The sequence below is a fragment of the Streptomyces sp. NBC_00090 genome (assembly GCF_045160815.1).
Classification (GTDB): Bacteria; Actinomycetota; Actinomycetes; order Streptomycetales; family Streptomycetaceae; genus Streptomyces.
The window spans coordinates 73365-96054 of record NZ_CP108224.1 but is presented as its reverse complement, the minus strand read 5'-3'; the positions used below and the strand labels follow the sequence as shown (position 1 = coordinate 96054).

20 protein-coding genes and 1 pseudogene are annotated in these 22690 nt (G+C 71.2%); 9 read left to right on the top strand and 12 right to left on the bottom strand.

Annotation, left to right across the window (positions count from 1 at the left end; all coding sequences use genetic code 11):
* Nucleotides 1-248: 248 nt before the first annotated feature.
* Together OG361_RS00415 and OG361_RS00410 are read left to right on the top strand one after the other, a co-directional pair.
* Nucleotides 249-1487, top strand: a complete 1239-nt coding sequence (locus tag OG361_RS00415) for an IS110 family transposase (protein ID WP_405851234.1) — start codon at nt 249-251, stop codon at nt 1485-1487.
* A 50-nt stretch (nt 1488-1537) separates the two neighbouring features.
* Nucleotides 1538-1846 carry a hypothetical protein gene (locus OG361_RS00410; protein ID WP_405851233.1) on the top strand — a complete coding sequence of 103 codons (309 nt, stop codon included), beginning with the start codon at nt 1538-1540 and terminating at the stop codon, nt 1844-1846.
* A gap of 208 nt (nt 1847-2054) precedes the next feature.
* Here the strand turns inward: OG361_RS00410 and OG361_RS00405 are convergent.
* Nucleotides 2055-2249 (bottom strand): annotated as a pseudogene (locus OG361_RS00405) (IS110 family transposase); the annotation flags it as partial.
* Nucleotides 2250-2305: 56 nt separating this feature from the next.
* Between OG361_RS00405 and OG361_RS00400 the strand changes: the two are divergent.
* Nucleotides 2306-2437, top strand: coding sequence for a hypothetical protein (locus OG361_RS00400; RefSeq protein WP_405851232.1), 132 nt, complete (start codon nt 2306-2308; stop codon nt 2435-2437).
* 77 nt (nt 2438-2514) lie between these two features.
* On the opposite strand, the gene OG361_RS00395 is transcribed toward OG361_RS00400, so the two are convergent.
* The gene (locus OG361_RS00395) at nt 2515-3954 is read right to left on the bottom strand and encodes a PLP-dependent aminotransferase family protein (RefSeq protein ID WP_405851231.1); all 1440 of its coding nucleotides are present in this window, start codon (nt 3952-3954) and stop codon (nt 2515-2517) included.
* Between OG361_RS00395 and OG361_RS00390 the strand changes: the two genes are divergently transcribed.
* From OG361_RS00390 to OG361_RS00380, 3 genes are read left to right on the top strand one after another with little or no spacing between them, the layout of a single operon-like run.
* Nucleotides 3953-5191 carry an aminotransferase class V-fold PLP-dependent enzyme gene (locus OG361_RS00390; RefSeq protein WP_405851230.1) on the top strand — a complete coding sequence of 413 codons (1239 nt, stop codon included), beginning with the start codon at nt 3953-3955 and terminating at the stop codon, nt 5189-5191. The two genes, OG361_RS00395 and OG361_RS00390, sit on opposite strands and share 2 nt — an antisense overlap.
* Nucleotides 5188-6543, top strand: a complete 1356-nt coding sequence (locus OG361_RS00385) for an MFS transporter (RefSeq protein ID WP_405851229.1) — start codon at nt 5188-5190, stop codon at nt 6541-6543. The genes OG361_RS00390 and OG361_RS00385 overlap by 4 nt, the downstream gene beginning before the upstream one ends.
* A 1-nt stretch (nt 6544) precedes the next feature.
* On the top strand, nt 6545-6769 hold the full coding sequence (locus tag OG361_RS00380; protein ID WP_405851228.1) for a DUF3237 family protein: 225 nt from the start codon (nt 6545-6547) through the stop codon (nt 6767-6769).
* Between the two features lie 166 nt (nt 6770-6935).
* Here the strand turns inward: OG361_RS00380 and OG361_RS00375 are convergent, their stop codons facing one another.
* Together OG361_RS00375 and OG361_RS00370 are read right to left on the bottom strand one after the other, a co-directional pair.
* Nucleotides 6936-7355: a hypothetical protein gene (locus OG361_RS00375; RefSeq protein WP_405851227.1), complete on the bottom strand. Its 420-nt coding sequence runs from the start codon at nt 7353-7355 to the stop codon at nt 6936-6938.
* A gap of 78 nt (nt 7356-7433) precedes the next feature.
* Complete coding sequence (locus OG361_RS00370) at nt 7434-9128, bottom strand: long-chain-fatty-acid--CoA ligase (RefSeq protein WP_405861976.1); 1695 nt, start codon at nt 9126-9128, stop codon at nt 7434-7436.
* Between the two features lie 334 nt (nt 9129-9462).
* Between OG361_RS00370 and OG361_RS00365 the strand changes: the two genes are divergently transcribed.
* The gene (locus OG361_RS00365; RefSeq protein WP_405851226.1) at nt 9463-11223 is read left to right on the top strand and encodes a sodium:solute symporter family transporter; all 1761 of its coding nucleotides are present in this window, start codon (nt 9463-9465) and stop codon (nt 11221-11223) included.
* 124 nt (nt 11224-11347) lie between these two features.
* A complete protein-coding gene (locus tag OG361_RS00360; RefSeq protein ID WP_405851225.1) occupies nt 11348-11863 on the top strand; it encodes a hypothetical protein in 516 nt (171 codons plus the stop codon).
* Nucleotides 11864-12025: 162 nt separating this feature from the next.
* Here the strand turns inward: OG361_RS00360 and OG361_RS00355 are convergent, their stop codons facing one another.
* From OG361_RS00355 to OG361_RS00325, 7 genes are all read right to left on the bottom strand, one after another.
* A complete protein-coding gene (locus OG361_RS00355; protein WP_405851224.1) occupies nt 12026-12817 on the bottom strand; it encodes a crotonase/enoyl-CoA hydratase family protein in 792 nt (263 codons plus the stop codon).
* Between the two features lie 47 nt (nt 12818-12864).
* The gene (locus OG361_RS00350; RefSeq protein WP_405851223.1) at nt 12865-14073 is read right to left on the bottom strand and encodes a cytochrome P450; all 1209 of its coding nucleotides are present in this window, start codon (nt 14071-14073) and stop codon (nt 12865-12867) included.
* A 431-nt stretch (nt 14074-14504) separates the two neighbouring features.
* On the bottom strand, nt 14505-14903 hold the full coding sequence (locus OG361_RS00345) for a DUF2188 domain-containing protein (protein WP_405851222.1): 399 nt from the start codon (nt 14901-14903) through the stop codon (nt 14505-14507).
* Nucleotides 14904-15385: 482 nt separating this feature from the next.
* Nucleotides 15386-15544 (bottom strand): hypothetical protein, encoded by a 159-nt coding sequence (locus OG361_RS00340; RefSeq protein ID WP_405851221.1) that lies wholly within the window; start codon nt 15542-15544, stop codon nt 15386-15388.
* Nucleotides 15545-15980: 436 nt separating this feature from the next.
* A complete protein-coding gene (locus OG361_RS00335) occupies nt 15981-18320 on the bottom strand; it encodes a beta-N-acetylglucosaminidase domain-containing protein (protein ID WP_405861974.1) in 2340 nt (779 codons plus the stop codon).
* Nucleotides 18321-19166: 846 nt separating this feature from the next.
* Complete coding sequence (locus OG361_RS00330) at nt 19167-19427, bottom strand: hypothetical protein (protein WP_405851220.1); 261 nt, start codon at nt 19425-19427, stop codon at nt 19167-19169.
* Between the two features lie 169 nt (nt 19428-19596).
* Entirely contained in the window at nt 19597-19962 is a 366-nt protein-coding gene (locus OG361_RS00325; RefSeq protein ID WP_405851219.1) for a glyoxalase/bleomycin resistance/dioxygenase family protein, read from the bottom strand.
* A 98-nt stretch (nt 19963-20060) separates the two neighbouring features.
* Between OG361_RS00325 and OG361_RS00320 the strand changes: the two genes are divergently transcribed.
* On the top strand, nt 20061-20963 hold the full coding sequence (locus OG361_RS00320) for a transposase family protein (RefSeq protein ID WP_405851218.1): 903 nt from the start codon (nt 20061-20063) through the stop codon (nt 20961-20963).
* A 207-nt stretch (nt 20964-21170) separates the two neighbouring features.
* Here OG361_RS00320 and OG361_RS00315 read toward each other — a convergent pair whose 3' ends face one another.
* On the bottom strand, nt 21171-22439 hold the full coding sequence (locus OG361_RS00315; protein WP_405851217.1) for an FUSC family protein: 1269 nt from the start codon (nt 22437-22439) through the stop codon (nt 21171-21173).
* Between the last annotated feature and the right edge of the window lie 251 nt (nt 22440-22690).

The following is a 22690-nucleotide window of genomic DNA, read 5'->3' as shown; positions in this document are numbered from 1 at the left end:
CGTCACCACCCTGTGCCTTGATCACTCGTTGGTGTTGGTGGTGCGAGCCCGCCCCGCGGTGACCTCTTGATACGCCCGAGCCGTCCGAGCTCCCGCATAGACCGAGGCCCGTGGGGTGCGCTGGTGTCACGAACGGCTAGTGAGGTGGCGGCCCGGCCCTGGCGGCCGAGGCCTGGAATTAGGTAGCTGCGTGGCCCGCATGCGCTCGTGACCAGCGCAAACGTCTGCACCCTTGGGGAGGGAACATCTTGATCTACTGCGGAATCGACTGGGCGGAGAAGACCCACGACGTCGCCCTCGTCGACGACAGCGGCCAGCTCCTGGCCAAACGGCACATCACCGACGACACGGCCGGCTACAAGATCCTGCTGGACCTGCTCGCCGAGTACGGCGACACCGAAGAGACCCCGATCCCCGTCGCGATCGAGACCAGCCGCGGCCTGCTCGTCGCCGTCCTCCGGACCGGGAAGCGGCCGGTGTTCGCCATCAACCCGATGGCCGCGGCCCGCTACCGAGACCGGCACGCCGTCTCCCGCAAGAAGTCCGATCCCGGCGACGCCCTCGTCCTGGCTAACATCCTCCGCACCGACATGCATGCCCACCGGCCCCTGCCGGCTGACTCGGAGTTGGCCCGCGCCGTTGCCGTCCTGGCCCGCGCCCAGCAGGATGCCACTTGGAACCGGCAGCAGATGTCCAACCAGCTCCGATCCCTGCTTCGCGAGTACTTCCCGGCTGCTCTGGCGGCCGCCGCGACCTGGCAGAACGGTCTGTGCCGGCCCGAGATCCGCGAACTCCTCAAGGCCGCCTCGACCCCGGCCATCGCCAGCCGGCTGACCAGGACCCAGATCATGGCCGCCCTCAAGCGGGCCGGCCGCAAGCGCGGCATCGAGGCGGACACCGAACGGCTCCGCGAGGCTCTCCGCTCGGACTGGCCGCGCCAGCTGCCACTGGTCGAGGACGCCCTCGGCAAGCAGATGCTCGCCCTGCTCCTCCAGCTGGAAGCCGCCTGCACCGCCGCCGACAACCTCGCACAGGCCGTCGAGGAGTCCTTCGCCCAGCACGAGGACGCCGAGGTCATTCTCAGCTTCCCCGGGCTCGGCATTCAGCTCGGCGCCCGGGTCCTGGCAGAGATCGGCGACGACCGGCAACGGTTCGCCGACGCCCGCGGGCTGAAGGCCTACGCGGGCTCGTCACCCATCACCAGGGCGTCGGGGAAGAAGTCAGCCGTCACCCGCCGATGGGTCAAGAATGACCGGCTCAACCACGCCGGATACCTCTGGGCGTTCGCCGCCCTGACCTCTTCGCCGGGTGCCAAAGCGCACTACCGAAAGCGCCGCGACGACCACGCGGACTGGCATGCCTCCGCCCTGCGCAACCTCTTCAACCGCATGATCGGCCAGCTCCACCACTGCCTCCAGCACCACAAGTTGTTCGACGAGCGAGAGGCCTTCGCCACCGGGCTGGTCCTCACCGAGAACGCGGCCTGACCTGCTAGGAAGGCTTGTCCGGGCCACGAGAGAGCGTCGATGATTCGGGCATGAGACCTGAAGTGCAGACCTTCGTCGCCGACGGCCCGCTGCCCGACTGGGACGCGGAGGAGAAAGAGATCGAACGGCGCGTCACCCAGCTCGAAGCGATCAGCAAGCCAGTGACGGGAGAGGAAGCCGCTGCCCTCGTCAGCTGCTTCGGCCCCGACGACTGCTACGGGGTCGCCTGGACACTCCTCCACCTCATCGAGACCGGCCCCAACCCGGTCATCAACACCAAGCCGGCCCCGGACACCAACGAGTGGCACCACCGGCTCTACGACCGCGCCGTGTTCGAAGAGCCCAACCCGACGACTTGACGCGTTAGACACGTGAGGTGTCTATGCCCTTCGTCAAGGCGGTGGGGTTGTCGGGTGGGTCTGGCAGTGTGGCTGTCGTGAGTGAGGACGTGTCTGTTCGTGGGGCGGCCGGTGAGGCCATCCGCCCGTGCGACTTCTGGGGTCACCCGGTCGTGATCGACTCGATCGACGAGCGTGACTGCCCTGTGTGTGGCGAGGGCGGTGAGGTTCAGCCCGAGGCGGCCAGCTGGGGTTCGTAGAAGGTTCCGTCGCGGAGCATGGCGAAGAGGACGTCCGCGCGGCGCCGGGCGAGGCAGAGCATGGCCTGAGTGTGGTGCTTCCCTTGGGCGATCTTCTTGTCGTAGTAGGCCCGGGAGGCAGGGTCACCCAAGGCGGCGAACGCGGAGAGGAAGAAGGCCCTCTTGCGAGTTCACCTCCGGGGACCTGACCGCCTCCCGCACCGCCGCCGGGGTGACGGCGGTGCGGATCGACGGCCCCGCCGGGGACATGCGCATCGTGAACCTCAACAGCCGCGGCCGCTACGTGCGTGTCCAGTTGGAGGCGAGCAATCGGCCGCTGTCGCTGGCCGAAGTCGAGGTGTTCGCCCGCTGACCCGTGGGCGGCCCCCAAGCATGGGGGCCGGCCAGCCGACGCCCGCCGGATCCCGACGACCCGGCCCCATCAGCCTGTCATGCGCCGCACCCCTGCTGCCCAGGGCCGATGTCCGCAAGCGCGGCTCCCAGCCGACGTGCACCCTCGGTCAGCTCGGCGTGATCGGCCGTCGCGGCGAACCCGATACGCAGGTGAGCCGCCGGGGACTCGGTGGCGAAGTAGCGACTGCCGGCGCTCACGGCGACGCCACGTTGCCGGGCGGCGCCGGTGAGGACCGTGTCCTCCACCCCCGACGGCAGGCGAACCCACAGGTGCAGTCCGCCCGTAGGCACCCCGGCCACGGTCGCGCCGGGGATCTCCCGCGTGACCGCGGCGGCCAGCACGGCGCACCGCTCCCGCAGCGCCGTACCGAGAGAGCGGACGTGCCGGTCCCAGGAGGGGGAACTGAGCACTTCCAGCGCGGCTTCCTGTAGCGGGCGCGTGACGAAGAAGTCGTCGACCAGGCGCACCGCCCGCATACGCTCCATGACCGGTCCGCGGGCCACCAGCGCCCCGATCCGCAGGCTCGGCGCGGCGGGCTTGGTGAGTGAGGTGACGTGGACGACCGTGCCGTCGCGGTCGTCGGAGACCAGCGGTCGCGGCACGGCGCCGCCGTGTCCCAGGTGCCGTGCGAAGTCGTCCTCGAGTACGAAAGCGCCCGAGGCGCGCGCCACGTCGAGGATCTGGCGGCGCCTTTCGGGCGTGAGCACGGTGCCGGTCGGGTTCTGGAAGGTCGGCTGGCAGTACAGCAGCCGTGCGCCGGTCATCGCGAACGCGTCGGCCAGCATGTCGGGCCGCAGGCCGTCGGCGTCGAGCGGTACCGGAACGGGCCGCAGCCCCGCGGCGCGGGCGGCGGCCAGGGCCCGGGGATAGGTGGGGGACTCGACCAGGACCGGGCTGCCGGGCCCGGCGATGGCCCGGAACGCGATCGACAGGGCGCTCTGCCCGCCGGCGGTGACCAGCACGTCCTCCGGCGCCACGCTGCCGCCGACGCTCCGGGCGAACACGGTGCGCAGCGCCATCAGGCCGCCGGCCGGAGCGCGGTCCCAGGCGTCCGGACGGCGTGCCGCCCGCGCCAGCGCCGCGCTCAGGGCCCGGGTGGGCTGGAGCGAGCGGTGCACGTAACCGCCGTCCAGCGTGATCGTCCCGGCCGGCGGCGGGCCGAGCGGGTCGGCGATCAGATGCGTGTCGACGGCGCGGTCGGTGAGGGCGACCGTCTGCCAGTCGGTATCCGCGCCGCTGTCGTCGGCCGCGTCGCGGAGCCGGCCCAGCTGCGCCGCGAACGTCCCGCTGCCCGGACGGGTCACCACCGCGCCCTCGGCGGCCAGTGCGGCGATGGCCCGCGCCACCGTCGCCGGGCCGACCCGGTACTCCTTGATCAGCTCCCGGCTGCTCGGCAGCCGGTCGCCGGGCGCCAGCCGGGAGACCAGCGTACGGAGGCTGTCGGCCAACTCCCCAGAAGTGCTACCGTCATTCATGAGAGACAACAGTAGCGCTTCCGGTCCTGGTCAGGAAGCACTTCGGCTGGACGTCGCCGCCCTGCGGGCCGACACCCCGGGGTGCCGCCAGGTCATCCACTTCAACAACGCGGGCTGCGGACTGCTGCCGACGCCCGTGACGGACGCGATGGTCGGCCATCTGAACCTGGAAGCCCGGCTGGGCGGTTACGAGGCCGCGGCCGCACGGGCCACCGAAGTCCGCGAGTTCTACACGGAGATCGCCGCCCTCATCAACACCACACCCGACAACATCGCCTTTGCGGGCAGCGCCACCCACGCCTACGCCAACGCCCTGTCGTCGATACCGTTCGAGGCCGACGACGTCATCCTCACCACCCGTGACGACTTCATCTCCAACCAGATCGCCTTCCTGTCCCTGCGCAAGCGATTCGGCGTGCGCATCGTCCACGCGCCCAACACCCCGGAGGGCGGGGTCGACGTGGAGGCGATGGCCGCCCTGATGCGGACCCACCGCCCCCGCCTGGTGTCCGCCACCCATGTCCCCACCAACTCGGGCCTCGTCTCGCCCGTCGCGGAAATCGGCCGCCACTGCCGTGAGCTGGACCTGCTCTACCTCGTGGACGCCTGCCAGTCGGTGGGCCAGTTCGTCATCGACGTGGAGGAGATCGGCTGCGACCTCCTCACCGCCACCTGCCGCAAGTTCCTCCGCGGTCCGCGCGGCTCCGGATTCCTGTACGTATCCGATCGCGTCCTGCGCGCGGGCTACGAACCGCTGTTCATCGACATGCACGGGGCCCGCTGGACCGAGCCGGGCGGCTACGAGCCCGTGGCGACGGCGGCCAGGTTCGAGGAGTGGGAGTTCCCGTACGCCACGGTGCTCGGCAGCGCCGCCGCGGCGCGCTATGCCCGCGAGGTCGGCATCGAGGCCATCGAGCAGCGCACCCCGGCGCTCGCGGCCCGGCTCCGCGAGCGGCTCGCACCGATCCCGGGGGTGCGCGTGCTCGACCGTGGCCCGCGTCTTGCCGCGCTCGTCACCTTCGGGACGGCGGGCTGGCAGCCGCAGCCGTTCAAGGCGGCCATGGACGCCCGCGGCATCAACTCGGCTCTCAGCTTCCGCGAGTTCGCACAGTTCGACTTCGGGGACAAGGACGTCGACTGGTGCCTGCGCCTGTCGCCGCACTACTACAACACCGAGGAAGAAGTGGACCACGTGGCGGACGCGGTCGCGGACCTCACCGGCCGGGGACGGCGATGACCTTCCCCAAGCTCTCAACTCCGTTCGAGCGGGGGAGACCCCATCCGCAGACACGCACCGAGGAGCCGTCCACAAAGAGCCTCTGGCGCCATGGCGACTTCCTCAGGTTCTGGCTCGGCGAGACCCTCTCGCTCCTCGGCACCCAGGTCACGAACCTCGCCCTGCCGCTGACCGCCATCGTCGCCTTCGACGCCACCGACGAGCAGGTCGGTGTCCTGCGGTTCCTGCAGCTCGTCCCGTATCTCGGACTCGCCCTGGTCTTCGGGGTGTGGGTGGACCGGGCCCGACGGCGGCGGATCATGCTCGGCGCCAACCTCGTTCGGATGATCCTGCTGGCTCTCGTCCCCGTCCTGTACTGGACGGACGTGCTCAGCATGGGCTCGCTGCTGGTGATCGCCTGCGCCGTCGGCGTCGCCTCGGTGCTGTTCGACGTGAGCTGGATGTCGTACGTACCCACCCTCGTACGCGACCCCGAGCGCTATGTGGAAGCCGGCGCCAAGATGGGGATGAGCTCATCGGCGGCCGATGTGGCAGGGCCCGGACTCGCGGGTGTCCTGGTCGGCGCCCTGACCGCGCCCGTGGCGCTGATCGTCGACGCGTTCTCCTATCTGGTGTCCCTGATCTCGCTCCTGCTCATTCGCACGCCCGAGCCCCGTCCCGAACCGCCGGCCGCACGCCGGCACCTGCCGACCGAACTCCGGGACGGCTTGCGCTGGGTGCTGAAGAACCCGGTGCTGCGGTCGCTGGCCCTGATCGGGTTCTGCTGCAACTTCTCCATGGTCACCGTGTGGACGATGTTCCTGCTGTACGGGGCACGCGACCTGCACCTGGACTCGACGACCCTCGGCGGCATCTTCGCCACTGCCTCCGTGGGCGGTCTGATCGGCGCGGCGATCTCCCGGAAGGTCATCCGGCGCTTCCGGCTCGGGCTGGTCTACCTCGTCGCCCAGTCGGCCCTCCTTGTCGGCCCGACGCTGATCGCCCTGGCCACCGGCCCCCGGCCGGTGATGGTGGGGACGTTCGTCCTCTCCTTCTTCACCACCTACCTCGGACTCGGCGTCGCGGGCGTCGTCATCGTCAGCCTGCGCCAGGCCAGTACCCCGCAGTCGATGATGGGCCGGATGACGGCGGTCTTCCGTACCCTGCTGTTCGGCGGCGGCGCACTCGGCGGCCTGTTCGCGGGACTGCTGTCCGGCCGGATCGGCGCCCGGGAGGCGTTGACGGTCGCGGCGATCGGCTCCGCCTCCGTACTGATCGCGCTTGTCCTGTCCCCGGTGAGCCGACTGCGTGGCCTGCCGTCGGCACCGGAAGAACCCGTCACGGCGGCAACGGACGGACAGGCCGCCGGCTGACATGGAGCACGTCGAAGGGCCTTCGACGGCCCGCCGCCCGACCGGCTGCGGCGGACCGACGCCGCCTCAGGGCGCTTCCACCGAGGCCGGGCATTACTACCGCACGTCGCCGGTCTTCCGTACGGATGACCCCGCCCACCACTGGCTCGCGGAGACGGTCTTCGTCGGGCTCGCCCGCCCGGGCGGCGAAGGTGCCGTCATCATCCGGATGTACGCGCTCAAGTAGCCTCGCGCTGGATCATTGACAGGAATCCTGTTGATTGCCCAGACTGGAATTCATCAGGATTCCTGTTGGTCTCGGCTTGCGTCGGTGCTTTCGGCGTGTCCTCTTCCCGTACTGACGAGAGGCACCTCCCATAGTCTTCAGGGCAAGGCCGCCGTGAGCGCCGACCTCACCGCGCCCTGGGGCTCCCGCGGTCGACGGTGGGGCTCTCTGACACCGCTGTGCTCAACAGCCGGACGTCGTACTCGGTCCAGCAATCGGAGATCTCGATGCCGACCTCGCTGTTGCAGCGGCCGCACAGCAGGTTCGGTCCGTTGAGCCCGTCCGGTCTGCAACACCCGTAACGCCGCGACGAGTCCACATGGGGCCGCAGCAGGACACCGTCCAGCGGGTTGATCACCCAGGTGGCGATCGAGCCGGCGGGACCGAACGAATCCGGGTCACCGGAGAAGAAGCCCACCCGCACCGTCGACGGGCCGTACGTGTAGTGCTCCCTGCCCTTCACTGACGGCAGCGGCTTCCACTCGCATGGCTCGAGCGGATTCGACAAGGGAGCAGAGCACGACCGACATCTGAAAACGATCAGCACCCTCGACACTCCTCCAGTTCGAACCGCACCCACTGTCGGTATCCAACACTCAAGCCGGCCGAGAGACCTGATCCCGCTTCACGCCGTGCCCTGGACCCCGGCGGTTTCCTCGACCCCTGCGGTGTCCTTCGCCCCAGCGATCCCCTTCGCCCCGGTGGTGATGCCGGCCCCGGAGCTGCCGTCGGCCCCGGCGGGGTCCGTGGCCACGAGGTGGCCGTACCTCTGCCGCAGTTCCCTCTTCAGGACCTTGTGGCTCGGGCCGAGCGGCATCGCGTCCGTCCGCACCACGATCCGGGGGTACTTGTGCCGGCCGAGCCTCGTACGCGACCACTCCCGGAGCTCGTCCTCCGAGAAGTCGACAGCGCCGTCCGAGCCGCCGGCCGCATCCGTCCTCGGGACCACGACGGCGCACACCTCCTCGCCGTGCACCGGGTGCGGCAGACCGATCACCGCCACCTCGGCCACCGACGGGTGATCGAGGAGGATCTCCTCCACCTCCCTCGGGTAGATGTTGAAGCCGCCCCGGATCACGAGGTCCTTCTTCCGGTCGACGACGGTGACGAAGCCGTCGGAGTCCTTGGTGCCGAGGTCCCCGGTCCTGAACCAGCCGTCCACCAGGGCCTTCGCCGTCTCCTCCGGGCGACCGAAGTAGCCCGCGAAGACGTTGTGGCCCCGGACGACGATCTCCCCGAGCGCGCCGGCGGGCAGCAGCTCGACCGAGTCCTCGACGTCCGCGAGCGCGATGCCGACGTCCACCCCCCACACGGCGTGACCGACGGTGCCGGGCCGCACCCCGAACCCGGGGTGGTGCACGGTGGCGCTGGGCGAGGTCTCCGAGAGCCCGTAACCCTCCAGGATCCGGGCGCCGAACACCTCGGCGGCCTCCCGGTGGACCGAGACGGGCAGCGGCGCGCCGCCCGACACGCAGTACCGGGGCTTCGGCAGGATCGTGGACGGCCGGGCGCGGGCCGCCGCGAGCAGCGCCACGTACATCGTGGGGACGCCGTGGAACACCGTGACGCCCTCCTCGACCATCAGGTCGAGTGCCCGGTGGGGATCGAAGCGGGTCTGCATCACCAGCGTCCCGCCGATACGGAAGAGGGCGTTCATCGACACGGACTGGCCGAAGGTGTGGAAGAGCGGGAGACAGCCGAGGGCGACGTCCTCGCGGCTCAGGTCGATGACGTCGAAGGCGTTGACCGTCGCGTTCATGACGAGGTTCGGATGCGTCAGGATCGCGCCCTTGGGCCGTCCCGTGGTCCCGCTCGTGTAGAAGATCACCGCCGGGTCGCCGGGGTCGGTGCTCTCGTACGAGGCGAGGGGCCCGACCGCCCCCGCCGCCGCCTCCAGCGTGTCCACCCACGCGTCCGGCGTCCCTTCGACCGCCCGCGCGCCGATCACGGGAACACCGGCGGTGGCCGCGGCGGCGGCGCCGGTCTCCATGAGCCCCTCGGCGCAGACGAGGAGGCGCACGTCGGCGTCGCGGAGGACGTACGCGATCTCATCGGCGGTGAGGAGGAGATGGACGGGCACGACGACCGCGCCCGCGGCCAGGATGGCGTAGTAACTCCGCGGGAATCCCGCACAGTTGGGCATCATGAGCGCCACGCGGTCCCCCGGGCCGATGCCGAGGCCGCGCAGGGCGCCGGCCTGTGCCAGGGCTTCGGCCCAGAGTCGCTCGTAGGTGATCCGGGTACCGCCGTCCACGACGGCGACGCGGTCGGCGTGGCGGTGGGCGGACTCGGCCAGGACGGCGGCGAGCGACAGGGTCATCGAGGTCTCCAGGGGCGGTGAGGCTGTGGTCGGCCCGTCGCGCCCGATGCCCGGGACGACGCGCACGGCTCACCTCACCGTGATCACCCGGCGACGGACAAGGGTTCCCCGAAGAGGCGGGATCCGCGCACAGGAGTCCGCGCGCGGGCTGTACCGGCGCACAACTCCCCCTCGCGCGGCGGGACCTCGGCGCGGCACGGGACTGGTCGCGCGCACAGATCCCAGGGCCGTTCCGGTGTGCCGGTGACCCGTCTGCGGGCGTGCCCCTGCCCCGACGGCCCGGACCGTGTTCTCGTGGGGCCCTTCCGCCTCCCCCCCCGTGCCCCGGAGAACCATGACCGCCTACGTCTTCCTCGCCGCCGAGCCGTCCGTGTCCGCCGGTGACACGCGGAGCGCGGTCCTGATCGGCTTCCTTCTCGTCGTCGTCGCCGCGCTCTTCGCCTGTCTGCTCCTGGGGCCGCAGCGCGAGGAGGCGGAGAGCTTCTACGTCGGCCGACGCCGGAACAAACCCCTGCGCAACGGCCTCGCGCTGGCGGGTGACTACGTCTCCTCGGCGACCGTGGTCGGCACGGCGGGGACCGTCGCCCTCATGGGGTTCGACGGCCTGTTCGTCGCGGGCAGCACTCTGGCCGCCCTGGGCGTCCTGTACTTCCTCGCCGGACCCCTGCGGGCGCGCGGACGTTTCACCCTCGCCGACGTCTTCGCGGACCGGGCGCCGGGGACGGCGGTGCGGGTCACGGCGGCCGTCGTCACCCTGCTCGTATGTCTGCTCTACCTCGTCGTGCAGCTCTCCGCGGTGGCGCTGGTGACCGCGCAGCTCCTGGGCCTGGAGACGGTGGGCGCCCAGCGAGCGATCGCCGTGATGACCGGTGTACTCATCACCTGCGCCACGGCCGTCGGGGGGATGCGCGGCGCCACCGCCCTCCAGACGGCGAAGTCGGTCGTCGTCCTGGTGGCGCTGACCCTTCTCGTCGGCGCGATCCTCTCCCGCTTCGGCTGGAATCCGGCCGCCCTGCTGGACGCCGCCGAGACCACCAACGGCGCCGGTCCGGCGTACTTCCGGCCGGGGCTCCTCCAGCGTTCCAACCCGAGCGCCAGCTGGACCTTCGACTTCGTCGGGCTGCAGCTCAGCATCGTGCTCGGAGCGGCCGTGATGCCGCACGTCCTGATGCGCCTGCACGCCACGCCCGGCCCCGAGGCGGCGCGCCGGTCCGTCCGCGGCGCGCTGCTCGTGGTCGGGACCGTCATCGTGTTCACCGTACTGATCGGTCTGGGCGCCGCGGCGACCGTCGGGGGCGCGAAGCTGGCCGCGGTGAGCCCCGGAGGCACCGGCGCGCTGATGCTCACCACCGGCACCCTCGCCGGGGGCCCCGGCTCCGCGCCGGGAGCGGTGCTCTTCGTCCTCGTCGCCACCGCCGTCTTCGCGACCTCCCTCGCCGTCATCGCGGGCATCACCCTGACGGCCTCGGCCGCGATCGGCCACGACCTCTACCGGCACGCACTGCGTCGCACGGACGGACAGGACAAGGGAGTCGAGATCAGCACCGCCCGCTGGGGCGCGGTCGCCGTGAGCGCGGCGGGCATCGCGCTCACGTACGCGGCCCTCGCATGGAACATGCAGATGTTCAGCTGGGTGGCCCTCGCCCTCGCGGCCTCCAGCCTCCTGCCCGCCCTCGTCTACTCCCTCTTCTGGGGCCGCTTCACCGAACGGGGCCTGCTGTGGACGCTCGCGGGCGGCGCCGCCTGCGTCCTCGTCCTCCAGGCCTTCACTCCCGTGGTCTCGGGCCTCCCCTCGTCGCTCCTCCCTCACCACGACTTCGCCTGGCTCCCCCTCCAGTCCGTCGCCCCGGTCTCCATCCCGGTCGGCTTCGCCCTCGGCTGGCTGGGCAGCGTCACGGGCAGGCCTTCCCACCCCGGCGGTGACACCGTCGTGCTCCGCGGCACGGGACTGTTCCCGCGTCGCCGACGGGCCACGCCCGAGACGGCGGGTACGGCCCGGGACGATCACGGCCCGGAACTCGCCGAGGTGCCCGTCGCGGCATCGACAGCCCCGGCCTCGGCCCGCCCATCGAGACCGGGCAGGAGCCGACCATGACGGCGCTGGTGTCCGGGCCGGGTGCCGAGCGCGGTACCCGGCCCTGGCGGCGTGGCCTCGGCCGTGGGGGCGTGAACCGGCGGGCACGGCGCCGCACTCCGAGGACGTCTTCACGGGGCGCGTGGTGGCGTTCGAGGAGCGGCGGGAGATTGAGCACTGGACGACGGACATCTACCGGGTCGACGTGGTCTCGGTACTGCGCGGGGACGTGCGGGGCACGGTGCGTGTCACGTTCGCGCCGGACGAGGAGCCTGCTCAGCGGCTGGTGGACGGCGAGACGTATGTGTTCGCGACCCAGGCTTGGGAGGACGGCGAGGTGGTGAAGGACGGCCAGGTGCTGATGTTCCAGGGCAAGATGCAGCCCGTGGACGACACGCAGCTGGCCGCGTGGAAGAACCGTGGCGCTGCCGCTGGCGCCCGAGTAGCCGGGAGGCGAGGTGGCGGGGGAGTACCTGGCCGGCGGCCGTACTCCCCTTCACCTTCCACGGGCGAGGTCAGCCGATGGGGCGGGAGCATCGTCATGGACTCGCCCCGGGGGGCGTACTCCTCCTTGAACGCGCCGCGCAGGGCGGAGGAGCGCATGCAGGCGCCGGGCTTGAGCACTCCCGTACGCCCGTACGGGAGTGCTCGGACTCGATGACACGTTGGCCCAGAGGAAGAAGCTCAGCTCCTCAGCCTTGCGCGGTGACTGCTCGGCAGTGTGCCGCGCCAGAGTGTGGACCCTTCCCTGGCGACCCGGCTCAGCGGGTCAGCGGGTCGGCGGCGCAGGGGTCAGCGGGTCAGTGGGGCAGTGGCGCAGGGGTCAGCGGGGCAGCGGCGCAGTGGTCCAGGCTGGGGGCCTCTTGTCGCGGAACGCGCGGGTGCCTTCGGCTGCCGAGGCCGTGGCGAAGACGGGGCCGGTGAGCGGGTCCTGGACGGTGAAGGCCTCATGGTCGTCGAGGCCGCGAGTGGTGTCGACGACCTGCCGGGTGATCCGAACCGCATGCGGGGAGTTGACGCGGATGCGGTCGGCGAGAGCGATCGCGGCGTCGAGGGCTTCGCCCTCGCCGGTGAGCTGGTTGACCAGTCCGTGACGGGCGGCGTCCGCGGCCGGGAGCGCCGATGCGGTCAGGAGCATCTCCATGGCCAGGTGATGCGGGAGGCGCGCGGGCAGGCGGATGGCTCCGCCTTCCGAGGCGACGAGGCCGCGGGCGACTTCGGGCAGGGCGAAGAACGCGGTGTCGGCGGCGGTGATCAGGTCGCAGGCGAGGACGAGTTCGAAGCCGCCCGCCACCGCCGCCCCTTCGACGGCGGCGATGAGCGGCTTCGACCGGCGGGCGCGGGTCAGTCCGGCCAGCCCCCGGTCCGCGATCCGCGGTACTCCCTCGTCGGGGAAGGCTTTGAGGTCCATACCGGAGCAGAAGTGGCCGCCCGCGCCGGTCAGGACGCCGACCTCCAGTTCCGGATCGGTCTCCAGGAGGGTGAGTGCGGTATCGACGGCCTCGGCCAGGGCCTGGTCGACGGCATTGCGGACGTGGGGCCGGTTGAGGGTGATGACCAGGACGCCTCCGCGCCGCGCGGTCAGCACCACCTCTTCCATGGTTTCCGTGTTCATCGTGTGTCCTTCCAGCTCGGGGGAGAGGGCGGTGTCGGCGGGAGGGGTCATTGCCGGACGAGGGGCAGCGCGGCGAGTCCGCGCATGACGCGGGCCGGGCGCCAGGGCAGCTCGTCGGCGGGCTTGGCCAACTGCACCGTGCCCAGGCGTTCGAGCAGCAGGGGGAAGGCCACCGCGCCTTCGAGGCGGGCGAGGGCCGCACCGATGCAGAAGTGCGGCCCGTACCCGAAGGCGAGGTGATCGCCCGGCGTCCGGCCGAGGTCGAGCCGGTCCGGATCGGCGAACCGCCGCCCGTCCCGGTTGGCCGACCCGATCAGAAGGCTGACGATCTCCCCCTCACGGATGGTCCGCCCGTGCAGGCGGATCGATTCGCCCGCGCACCGGAAGGTCGCGTCCCGCACGGGGGAGTCGTAGCGCAGGAGCTCCTCGACCGCGCTCGCCAGGAGCACTGGCCCTGTCTGAGGCCCGGTCAGGCGCGCGGCCTCGGCCGGATGGTGCAGCAGGGCGAGCATCCCGTTGCCGATCAGGTTCATGGTGGTGTCATGGCCGACCAGCAGCAGCAGGTAGGCGGTGGAGCGCAGCTCCTCCTCGCTCATCGCACCGCTCTCGTCGCCGGCCCGGACCAGGGCGCCCAGCAGGTCCACGCCGCCGCTCTCCTGCCCGGACCGCTTCCCGGCGATCAGGGCGTCCAGCAGGTCGTGCAGGTCCCGCTCGGCGCGGCCCGGGTCCGCGGACGTGTCGGGGGCGATGGTGGCCATGAGGGTGTCCCTGGTCGCGGCGTTGTCCAGGTGCTCGGGAACGCCGAGGATCGCGCAGATCATCCGGAACGTCAGCGGGGCCGCGAAGTCCGCGATGACGTCGACGTGCACGCTGTTCTCGACCCGGTCCAGCAGCCGGTGCGCGACTTCGGTGATGAAAGGTTCCAGCAGAGCGATGCGACGCGGCACGAACGCGGTGTTCACCAGGGTCCGCAGCCGCGTGTGGTCCGGGGGATCGGCGTGGACCAGATGCCGGTTGAGACCGGCCGGCCCCGGCACGTAACCGGGAGCTCGGCCCGGGTCCTTGCTCAGACGGGGGTCGGTGAGCAGGGCGCGCACGTCCTCGTACCGGGAGATCTGCCACACCGCGGGCCGGCCGGGCCTGCGTTCCACGTGGGCGGGTGCGTGGCGGCGCTGCCAGGCGAAGTACGGGTAGGGATCCCGCACCCGCGCCGCCAGCAGGTCGGCAGGCGGTCGGGCGAAGGCTTCAGCAGGCACGGCATCTCCGGTTCGGCGTTTCTCGACAGACACCACACCAACGAAGGCACACATGATGAGATGCGGCAGAAACGGTCCCTCCTGGCGCAACCCGTTCCGCGGGGGACGTTCGCTATGGGTCCTTAGCCGAGCTCGAGGAAGTTGACTGAGGCAAAGCCCCTCACTGGTGGCAGCGTCCGGCCCGGCTGTGGTTTCGAAGTCGTCCCGCTGGACGGAACCGACACCCACAACCGACGTCGACGCGAACAAGGCGTCGTCTCCGCGGCAGCGGGCAGCCTGACCAGCGAAGACGCCTTGCCCGCGGTGACGGACGCAGCCGATCATTCGCCCATGAGACCCGAAGCGCGGACGTGCGTCGCCGACGGCCCGCTTTCCGACTGGGACGCGAGAATAGCCGCCGGCGGCTGCGGCGCGAAGCGGGTGGGGATGTCCTAGAAGAGGCCCCCGCGTTCCTCTGCCTTGCGGCCACGCTCATCGGGGGATGCCGCGGGAGCGTCGCCGTAGGTGTACGCGGTGCGGATGTGTCCGTCGCGGGCATGGACGACGACCTGCGCGGGGGTGTGCTCCTTGGCATGCTCGCGTGCGGAGGCGATCGCGTCCTTCTGTGTTCGGTGCGGCTCGTGCAGCAGTCGGCGGCCTTCCCTGCCCGCGACCTGCCATTTCACGCCCGCGGCCGCCGCCCGCTCGCTGGACGGTGCGACGTGGTACACGGTCCGCTTCGCTGCCATGATCTTCTCCTTGCCTCCAGGTGGACTTCCGTTGCCGGACTCCTGCAGCGCTCCGGTGTAGTGGTCGGTCGTCTTCGGCTCGTCGACCGAGTCGACGGACACCGTCTCCACCAGGGCGAACGCGCCCGTCCTCCATATGCGCCTGCCACGGGGGCACGTCCTGCTTCCCGGTCGCGGCTCCAAGCTTGACAGGTACCGTGACCAGGCCAAACAAGACGGCTCCGGACCAAAACGGACGAGGCATCCACGCTCCTCCAGTCCCCCTGGACGTGCTCCCAGGCTATGCGGACCCGGCCCGTGATCGCACCCTCCTGCGTGCCTGGTGCCTGGTGCCTGGTGCCTGGTGCCTGGTGCCTGGTGCCGCGGACCCGGAGCCCGTACGGCGCGCACTGCGGGAAAGGGCGCCGTACGAGCGTGCGTGGTCCTGAAGGAGGTGATCGATGTGCCGCGCGCTGACGGAGATCTCATCCAAGATCCGTCGGCTCCGTGCCCGGGGCGGCCGTCGAGGGCTGACGGCGACGCCAAACGTTCGGGTCGGGTCGTGTACGTGCCTGTGCCGCTGCGGGTGACGGACTGGGCGACGGTCAGGGTGCCGGAGGCGGTGTCCTTGAGGGCGTCGGCGGCACGCACAACACGGCGGAGGTCGTCACGGTGGCGTCGGCGGCCAGGACGTAGTACGCCGTGCCGGAGAGGCCGAGGGCGATGGCTGCGGTGCCGGCCGTGATCCAGGTGCGCTGGGTCACGTCACTCGCGTGCCTGGTCGTACATGGCCCTTCTCGGTCCAGCGGATCTCCCCGCTGTCGACTGCCGGGGCGGGTAACGTTCGGTACGCACCCATCACAGTAAGTGACTGTGGTGGGTTGGTGGAGACACCGGCGGCGGAGCTCACGTGTGGGTGACGCCCGAACCGGCCACTCCCGGGGCCGTCAGCAAGCCCGTCACCGTGGGCGTGAAGCCGCAGCTCGTCCGCGTGGTGCAGCACGCCGATCGGCTCCGTGAGGGGGAACTCCGGCCCGGCCCGGAAATGGGGCCGCAGCGGTGAGCCGGCGCGAGGCGGGTGGCATGCCACGGGGAGCCGCTGCCCCTTCGCGGATCACATCGCCCGGTGCCCGGCGGCGAAGCCGACGGACACCGGGGGGTGTCACCGTGATCCGAGCGAGTGGCTGCGGGGCGAGGACGTCACGTCACGGGAGCGCCGTAGACGGCCATCTCGTAGACGGAGTAGCCCCAGGAGGTGGCGCGGGCGACGCCCTGCATGCGGACGTGGGTGACGGGGCTGTCGGATGTGAGCCGGATGACGTCGTTACCGCAGGAGGGCGGCCGACGGGTGGCCGCGGGAGTCCAGTTCACGCCGTCGTCGGAGGTCTCGATGCGGTACTCGGCCGCGCACGCCGCCTCCCAGGCGAGGGTCACCGCGGCGATCCTGGCCGGCGTCGCGAGCTTGACCTCCACCCACTCGCCGTCGCCGTACCCGGATGCCCAGCGGGTGCCGGTGGAACCGTCGTTGACGTGGCGGGCCGCCAGCCGGTCGAGGTTGCCCTCGACGCTGGACGCCCGCGCCGTGCCCTTCAGCGCGAGGTTCTCGCCGCCGCCGGCCACGTCCCACAGCTCCAGCATGACGTCGGATCGTACGAGGAAGGCGTCGAGGACGCCGTCGCCGACCTTCACCCGGGCCTTCCCCCAGGTGTTGCGTGCCGGGTCGACCCGTACCGCCCCGGCCTGTTCCTGGAGGTCACGGGAGTGGGCGAGCAGCGTCTGCGAACGGTCCTGGTCGCCCGCCTGACGTGCGGCGACGGCGTCCACCATGGCGACCGTCGCCCGGCCCCACAGCTCCGTGGCGTCGAGCCACGCGTCTGCGTCGGCCACGAAGCCCGCCTGCACGGCGCCGCCGCGGATCAGCGCCGGGGCCTCTGCGACGGAGACGGCGTAGGTCCGCAGTTCGGCCAGGGCCTCGGTACGCCGGCCGGCGCTCCACTCCGCCCAGAAGCGCTCGATCCGGCGCTTGAGTTCGGGTGCCTGCTCCTGCCACGGCGTCGCCCCGAAGGTGGGCGCGAGGTGCTCCAGGTCCGCGAAGACGCGGAGCGCCGCGGCCGCCGCGTCGTCGCCGCCCGCGAGATAGCTCGTGGCCCGCGTCCAGCTCGCGCCGGCGTCGTAGCCGCGGTCGTTCCACGTGAAGTCGGCCGCGCCGAACACCGCGATCTTGCTGGCGTAGGGCTGGTTCATGGGGTTGGCGACGATGCCGTTCAGATGCGCGGACAGCCCGGCCTCGCGCTTGTCGTACGGGGCGAGCAGCAGTCGGCCGCTGGTGGCGCCGAAGTCGTTGACCGGGTAGTTGTCCCAGACGAAGACGTTGCGGCCGAACAGCTTCGAGGCCGCGTCCGCCTGCGCGTTGGTAATCGACGGCGGGACGACGTCGGTGCCGGTCCACATGACGACGACCGCGGGGTCGAGGGCGGCCCGCAGGGTCCGCTTGTACGCCGAGTCGTCGAGGTCCCCGTACTCCGTGGGCACCATCTGCAGGGGCAGCGTCCCCGGGTGGGAGGCGACGAAGGTGCGCTGGACGTCGTTGAGCAGGTCCACCTGCGCCTGTGCGGCGGCGGCGCGCCCTGGAGACCCGTAGGTCCTCCGGTCCCCGTCGCAGTTCCACGACGTGTAGTTGATGTCGTCCAATGGGATGGAGAACGCCCGGGCGCCCAGGTCGTGGACGGCCTGCAGCTTCGCCTTCAGCGCGGCGCGGTCCGCGGGGTCGGAGTAACAGATGGACGCGCCCGGCGACACGGCGAAGGTGAACCGCACGTGGTTGGCGTTCGCCCGCTCGATCAGCCCGCCCAGCTCGGCGAGCTTGTCCGACGGGTACGGCTGACGCCACTTGTCGCGGTGGTACGGGTCGTCCTTCGGGGCGTACACGTAGGTGTTGGCCTTGACGTCGCCGTAGAAGTCCATCTGGTCCAGGCGCTCGGCCGGGGTCCACGGTGCGCCGTAGAAGCCCTCGATGGTGCCGCGCAGAGGCATGGAGGGGTGGTCGCTGACGCGGGCTCCCGCAATGCTCCAGCCGTCATCGGCGGTGCGGACGAAGAGCTGTCGCAGCGTCTGGACGGCGTAGTACTGGCCGGAGGCGTCCGTGCCGCCCAGCGCGACCTGCCGCTCCGGGGCGTCCGCGGTCACCCGCAGCGCGTAGCCCTCGGCGTGACCGGGGACGTTCGTGCCGTCGAGAGCCGCGGCGATGTCGGGCCGCGACGCGGGCCCCAGCCGTACGGTGAGCAGGCCGCGCGGACCGGTGTGACCGGGCGCCACGACGTCCACCCGGTCGGCGCCGTGGGCCCGCAGCTCGCGTACGAGGCGGTCGAGGGCGGCCGGGTCGGTGCGGTCGTCGGCGGCGACGAGGACCCGCCCGGTGACCACGGCGTCCGTCCCCGACCTGCCGATCGACTGGGGTGTGGGGGAGACAGGGGGAAGGGGGGCGGCGACGGCGGGTGCGGTGCGTACCGGCGCGGTGTGGGCCGGTTGTCCCAGGCTCATCTGTCCGGCGGCGAGCCCGACGACGAGGAGCGAGGTACTGAGGAGAGAGCGGGGTCTTTTCACGGCTGCCTCCGACGGGGGGAGAGGCAGTGCTGCCGAAGTGGCAGCCCTGCACAACTGCGGTATTTGACAAGGATGTTGCGAAAGTGTGAGCGGTACACGCTCGCACGATGCCTCACGCATTGTCTAGACCACTTACCGTGTCTGTCGTCCGGCTGGGGCAGCCGGCGCTCCGGCCCCAGGAGTTGTCGTCAAACAGTCACGCCCGCATGAGGAGTGGGGCGAGGGTGACGGCTGCTTGACAGGACTCGGCGGTCTTGTCGTGGCGGGGGCGATTCCGAGCCATTGCTTCAAGCGGTTGAAGCACCGTTCCGCGACGTTGCGCCGCTTGTGGACGTCGCGGTCGAAGGCCGGCGGGCGGCCGCCCCGGCTGCTGGCCGCTCCTCCGTGGACGGCAGCGAGATCGCGTGGGACGACGAGTCGAATTTCGACGACGCGCGCAAGCATGCGGCCAAGGTCTGGACGGCGGGCACGCTCAAGCAGGTGAAGATCAAGCCCGACGGGGCGACGTCCTACGCCGATCTGGAGTGGCGGGACGCCAACAGGGTCACCGGCCAGTGGCGCGACGTCTACGGCAAGTGGGCCGCGAGGCACGGGCGGGACGGGCCACGGACGCGGATTCGAGCGCGGGCTCGCTGCTTTGCCCGGCCGGGAGGTCTCGGGACCAGACGGGAGGGGAGGTACTGTCCAGCCACCGCCGACCGCAGTGTCATGTCCGGGACGATGTCACCAAGGCCGCGCGAACTCCTGAGTGACGTCGCTCCAGGCGCATCCCCCCCCCCGCGGCTACCCAGTGATGTGGACTCGGAGCTCGTACGGAGCGCCACTGCTGATCGCCCCGGCCTGTTCGATGAGGTCGGCGCCGGTGAAGCCGAGGAGGGCACGGTCGGCGGCCGCGCGGAGCAGCGGCACGATCTCGTCGACCGGCCGGCCGCGGTGCGACACGGCGAGCTCGACGTAGGCCCGCTGGTACGGGGCGCCGTACGCGCTGCTGGGGTCGTGGAGGAGATGGTCGATGTGCCGTGCGTTGACGAAGATCTCTCCCATGGTCTGCTCCCGTGCATTCGGCGGGCCGGGCTGTTCCGGCCCTCGCACTGACGACGCTACGAGCCACCACTGACATTCATACTCGAACGCGGGTTCCGGCGGTCGTGGCTCTGCCACTGACTGACGCCCTGCTGGGCTGTCTTACGACCTGGGGAGCGATTGACGGTGCTCAGGTTGAGTGGACTTCGACCGTGCGGCCGTCGGGGTCGGTGAGGATGTGGCGTCCTGGCGTGAGTGGCGGAGTAGCCGTGCTGCCGTCGACGGCCAGGCCGAGGCGCAGTGCGTCCGTCTGACGTCCAGGGCGGGCTGGGTAGAGCTCGAACACCATGCCGTTTGGAAGGACCGCGGCGTAGTGCTCGGGGCCCTGGCCGTGCCGCTCCGCGGCGAAGTCCAGGCCAAGGCCCTGGTAGAAGCGCCAGCATTCCTCAAGCTGCGGCGAGTACAGCACCAGCAAGGTCACGCCGACTGGCTTCGGGTCACTCATCGGTTCCTGGCCTTTGCTGACGTTGACGGGGATTGAACCGTAACGCAGCAAGGGCCGCACGGGTTGGGCGAGTTGTGAGGCTTGCCTGGGCCCGTGCGGCCTGTTCCCATCCTGCCCTGTCCGGGGTCTCTCGTGCACACTTCGGCGAGTTGCTCGAAGAACTCGCACCCAAGTGGCAAGCCGCCCGGGAGTCGTCCCTGCGCGAGCGGCGCGGCGGGGACCGCAGGAGGGCACCCGGAGCCGGCCCCAAGCAGCGGCTCGCGTTCACTGACCGGCTGCTGGTCACACTCGTCCACCTTCGACTGGGACTGCCGCATGTCGCCCTGGCCGAGCTCTACAGCGTGGACCGCTCGACGGTGTCCGGGGCGATCCGCGAGGTCCGCACGCTCTTGGCCGCCCGCGGCTTCGCCGTACCCGACCGCCCCGGCCTGCGACTGCGCACCCTGGAGGACCTGTTCGCCTACGCCGACGCCGAGGGTGTCCGGCTGCGGATCGACGGCACCGAAGTCCAGGTCCGCCGTCCACGCTCGGGCCGCCCCGGCCGCAAAGCGTTCGTGTCGGGCAAGAAGCGGCAGAACACCATCAAGACCACCACCTTCAGCGACGCCCAGGGCCGCACCCTGTTCAGCGGTGTGATCCGCCCCGGACGCATGCACGACCAGACGGCCGTCCGCACCGAAGGCATCGCCGAACAGTTCCACCGACACCCGAGGGTCCGGGCCGAGGTCGACGAGGGCTACCGGGGCCTTGTCAACGAGTTCCCTGCCCAGGTCAGCGCCCCTCCGAAGAAGCCCAAGGACGACGCGCCGCTGAGCGAACACCACGCCTGGCGCGAGCAGCGGCGCCGCCAGTCCTCCAGGCGGATCTGTGTGGAACACACGAACGCCGAGTTCAAGCAGTGGCGACCGCTGCAGCGGTTCACCGGGCGCCGGGAGATCTACGCCGAGACCCACCTAGCCATCGCCGGCCTGGTCTCCGACCGCTCCGCACGACGGACCACCTGTCGAAAGCCGAGCACCGAGCTCGTGCTCGCCCGCCCGACCGCCTGCTGATCACCCACCAGCCGAACCGCCAGGCGAGCATGCCCGCACGTCAATCGCTCCCAAGGTCGTTAGCGCTGTGACGCCCGGCCGCCCGGAACCGTTCTTGGCTCCGGCCAGATGGAACATGACCTGACGGAGCTTGGTCCGAGGCCCCCGCGCCCTCTCAGCAGGTGTGGGAGGGGGAAGAGGGAGGGGGAGGGCCGGCACCGCCCTCCCTCACGACACGCGCCGCGCCCGCGTCGCGAGGGAGGTGACCCGGCGGCGGCGTTCCTCGCGGGCCCGGGTGTGGCGGTCCAGTTCCTCCATGAGGCGGCGCCCCCGGTGGTCCGGGTCGAGTTCGTCGAGGACGCGGTCGATCTCGGCCAGCAGGGCCCCGTACAGCTGCCAGTGGCCGGGATCGTCCTCCGCCTCGCTCCGCAGCATCCCGGCGGCGCGGTCACGGGCGGCACGGGCCGCTCGGAGCTCCTCGCCGAGGTGGCCCTCCGCCCGCTCCGAGCCGGCGCTCGAGTGGGAGGTGACGAGGACGGCGAAGGTCACGAGCACGTCAGCGAGGTGCCGTACGGTCTCCTGGAGGGCTTCGGCCGTCTCCTCGCGGAAGAGTGCCGCGCCGTGCCGGTCCTTGGCGAGGTCCGTCAGGGTACGGGTGAGGACGCGCAGCACGACCGCGCAGATCTCCAGGGTGTCGAGCCCGGTGCGCAGCACGATGCGGTGCAGCAGCCCCTCCTTGACGCGCGGGTTCATCCGGAGGCTGTCCTCCGCCTGCCGCAGGGCGGCGTCGACGTCGGCGACGTCGTTGTCGAGGAGCCGCGCTTCGTGGAGACGCGCGACGGCCCGCTCCGCAGGCGCGGGCGAGGCGGCGGATTCGGGACCGCGCTCGGGATCGGGACGGCGGTAGGGGTCGGTGAGCTCCTCACCGATGTCGAGGAGCAGCTGGCGCATCCGCCGGGCCAGGTCCACGATCGAGTCCCCTGCGGTGTCCACCCAGACCGGCGGCACGAGCAAGACGTTGAACAGCAGACCGACGACCGCGCCGATCAGTGTCTCCAGGACCCGGTCCCACGCGGTGTTGGCGACCTGGGTGACACCGAGCACGAGCATCGCGCTGATGGCCACCTCGGGGATGAACTCCTCGACCCGGACGAACCGCCCCACGACCAGCGACGCCAGGATGACCAGGGCGAGGCTCCACCAGGTCAGCCCGACGAGCGCGCTGAACGCGATGGCGATGAGGACGCCGACGACGACGGAGTTCACCCGCCGCAGGCTCGTCTTGAGCGTCGAGTACAGCGTCACCTGAACGACGAGCAGGGCGGTCAGAGGGGCCGTCAGAGGCGCGGGTTCGGCACTGAGCTGGAGGGCGACCACGTACGACAGCGTTGCCGCGGCCGTGGAACGCACGGTCTGGACCACGAAGGGGTCCCGCCGCCAGCGCTGCCACCATGGCCATCGGCGTGGGTGGACGAACCAGTCGGAGGGGCGCGGCATGCGTACTCCTTCTCCGGTCGGTGGCGGCGTGCTGGAGGCGCCTTCCCGCCCCCGTGCCGTCGAATCGCGATCGTTCGCGGTGTCGACCGCGAGCGCGCGTCGACGCGCCGATGACCACCCGACGAATTTGTCCGGATCCTCCCCGGAACGACCGGAGACTCGTGAAGCCCGGCGTGCCGAGAAGGTGCCGGGAGGGCGCCCGCCGGCCTGTGGTCACCGGTGCGAGTGCCATGCTCCGGGACACCGCGGGC

Excerpts from the sequence above, each read along its gene's own strand:
- OG361_RS00335 (WP_405861974.1), bottom strand. The coding sequence starts at position 18,320 with ATGAGCCTGGGACAACCGGCCCACACCGCGCCGGTACGCACCGCACCC.
- OG361_RS00370 (WP_405861976.1), bottom strand. The coding sequence starts at position 9,128 with ATGACCCTGTCGCTCGCCGCCGTCCTGGCCGAGTCCGCCCACCGCCAC.
- OG361_RS00330 (WP_405851220.1), bottom strand. The coding sequence starts at position 19,427 with ATGGGAGAGATCTTCGTCAACGCACGGCACATCGACCATCTCCTCCAC.
- OG361_RS00390 (WP_405851230.1), top strand. The coding sequence starts at position 3,953 with ATGAGAGACAACAGTAGCGCTTCCGGTCCTGGTCAGGAAGCACTTCGG.
- OG361_RS00365 (WP_405851226.1), top strand. The coding sequence starts at position 9,463 with ATGACCGCCTACGTCTTCCTCGCCGCCGAGCCGTCCGTGTCCGCCGGT.
- OG361_RS00315 (WP_405851217.1), bottom strand. The coding sequence starts at position 22,439 with ATGCCGCGCCCCTCCGACTGGTTCGTCCACCCACGCCGATGGCCATGG.
- OG361_RS00385 (WP_405851229.1), top strand. The coding sequence starts at position 5,188 with ATGACCTTCCCCAAGCTCTCAACTCCGTTCGAGCGGGGGAGACCCCAT.
- OG361_RS00395 (WP_405851231.1), bottom strand. The coding sequence starts at position 3,954 with ATGAATGACGGTAGCACTTCTGGGGAGTTGGCCGACAGCCTCCGTACG.
- OG361_RS00355 (WP_405851224.1), bottom strand. The coding sequence starts at position 12,817 with ATGAACACGGAAACCATGGAAGAGGTGGTGCTGACCGCGCGGCGCGGA.
- OG361_RS00410 (WP_405851233.1), top strand. The coding sequence starts at position 1,538 with ATGAGACCTGAAGTGCAGACCTTCGTCGCCGACGGCCCGCTGCCCGAC.
- OG361_RS00380 (WP_405851228.1), top strand. The coding sequence starts at position 6,545 with ATGGAGCACGTCGAAGGGCCTTCGACGGCCCGCCGCCCGACCGGCTGC.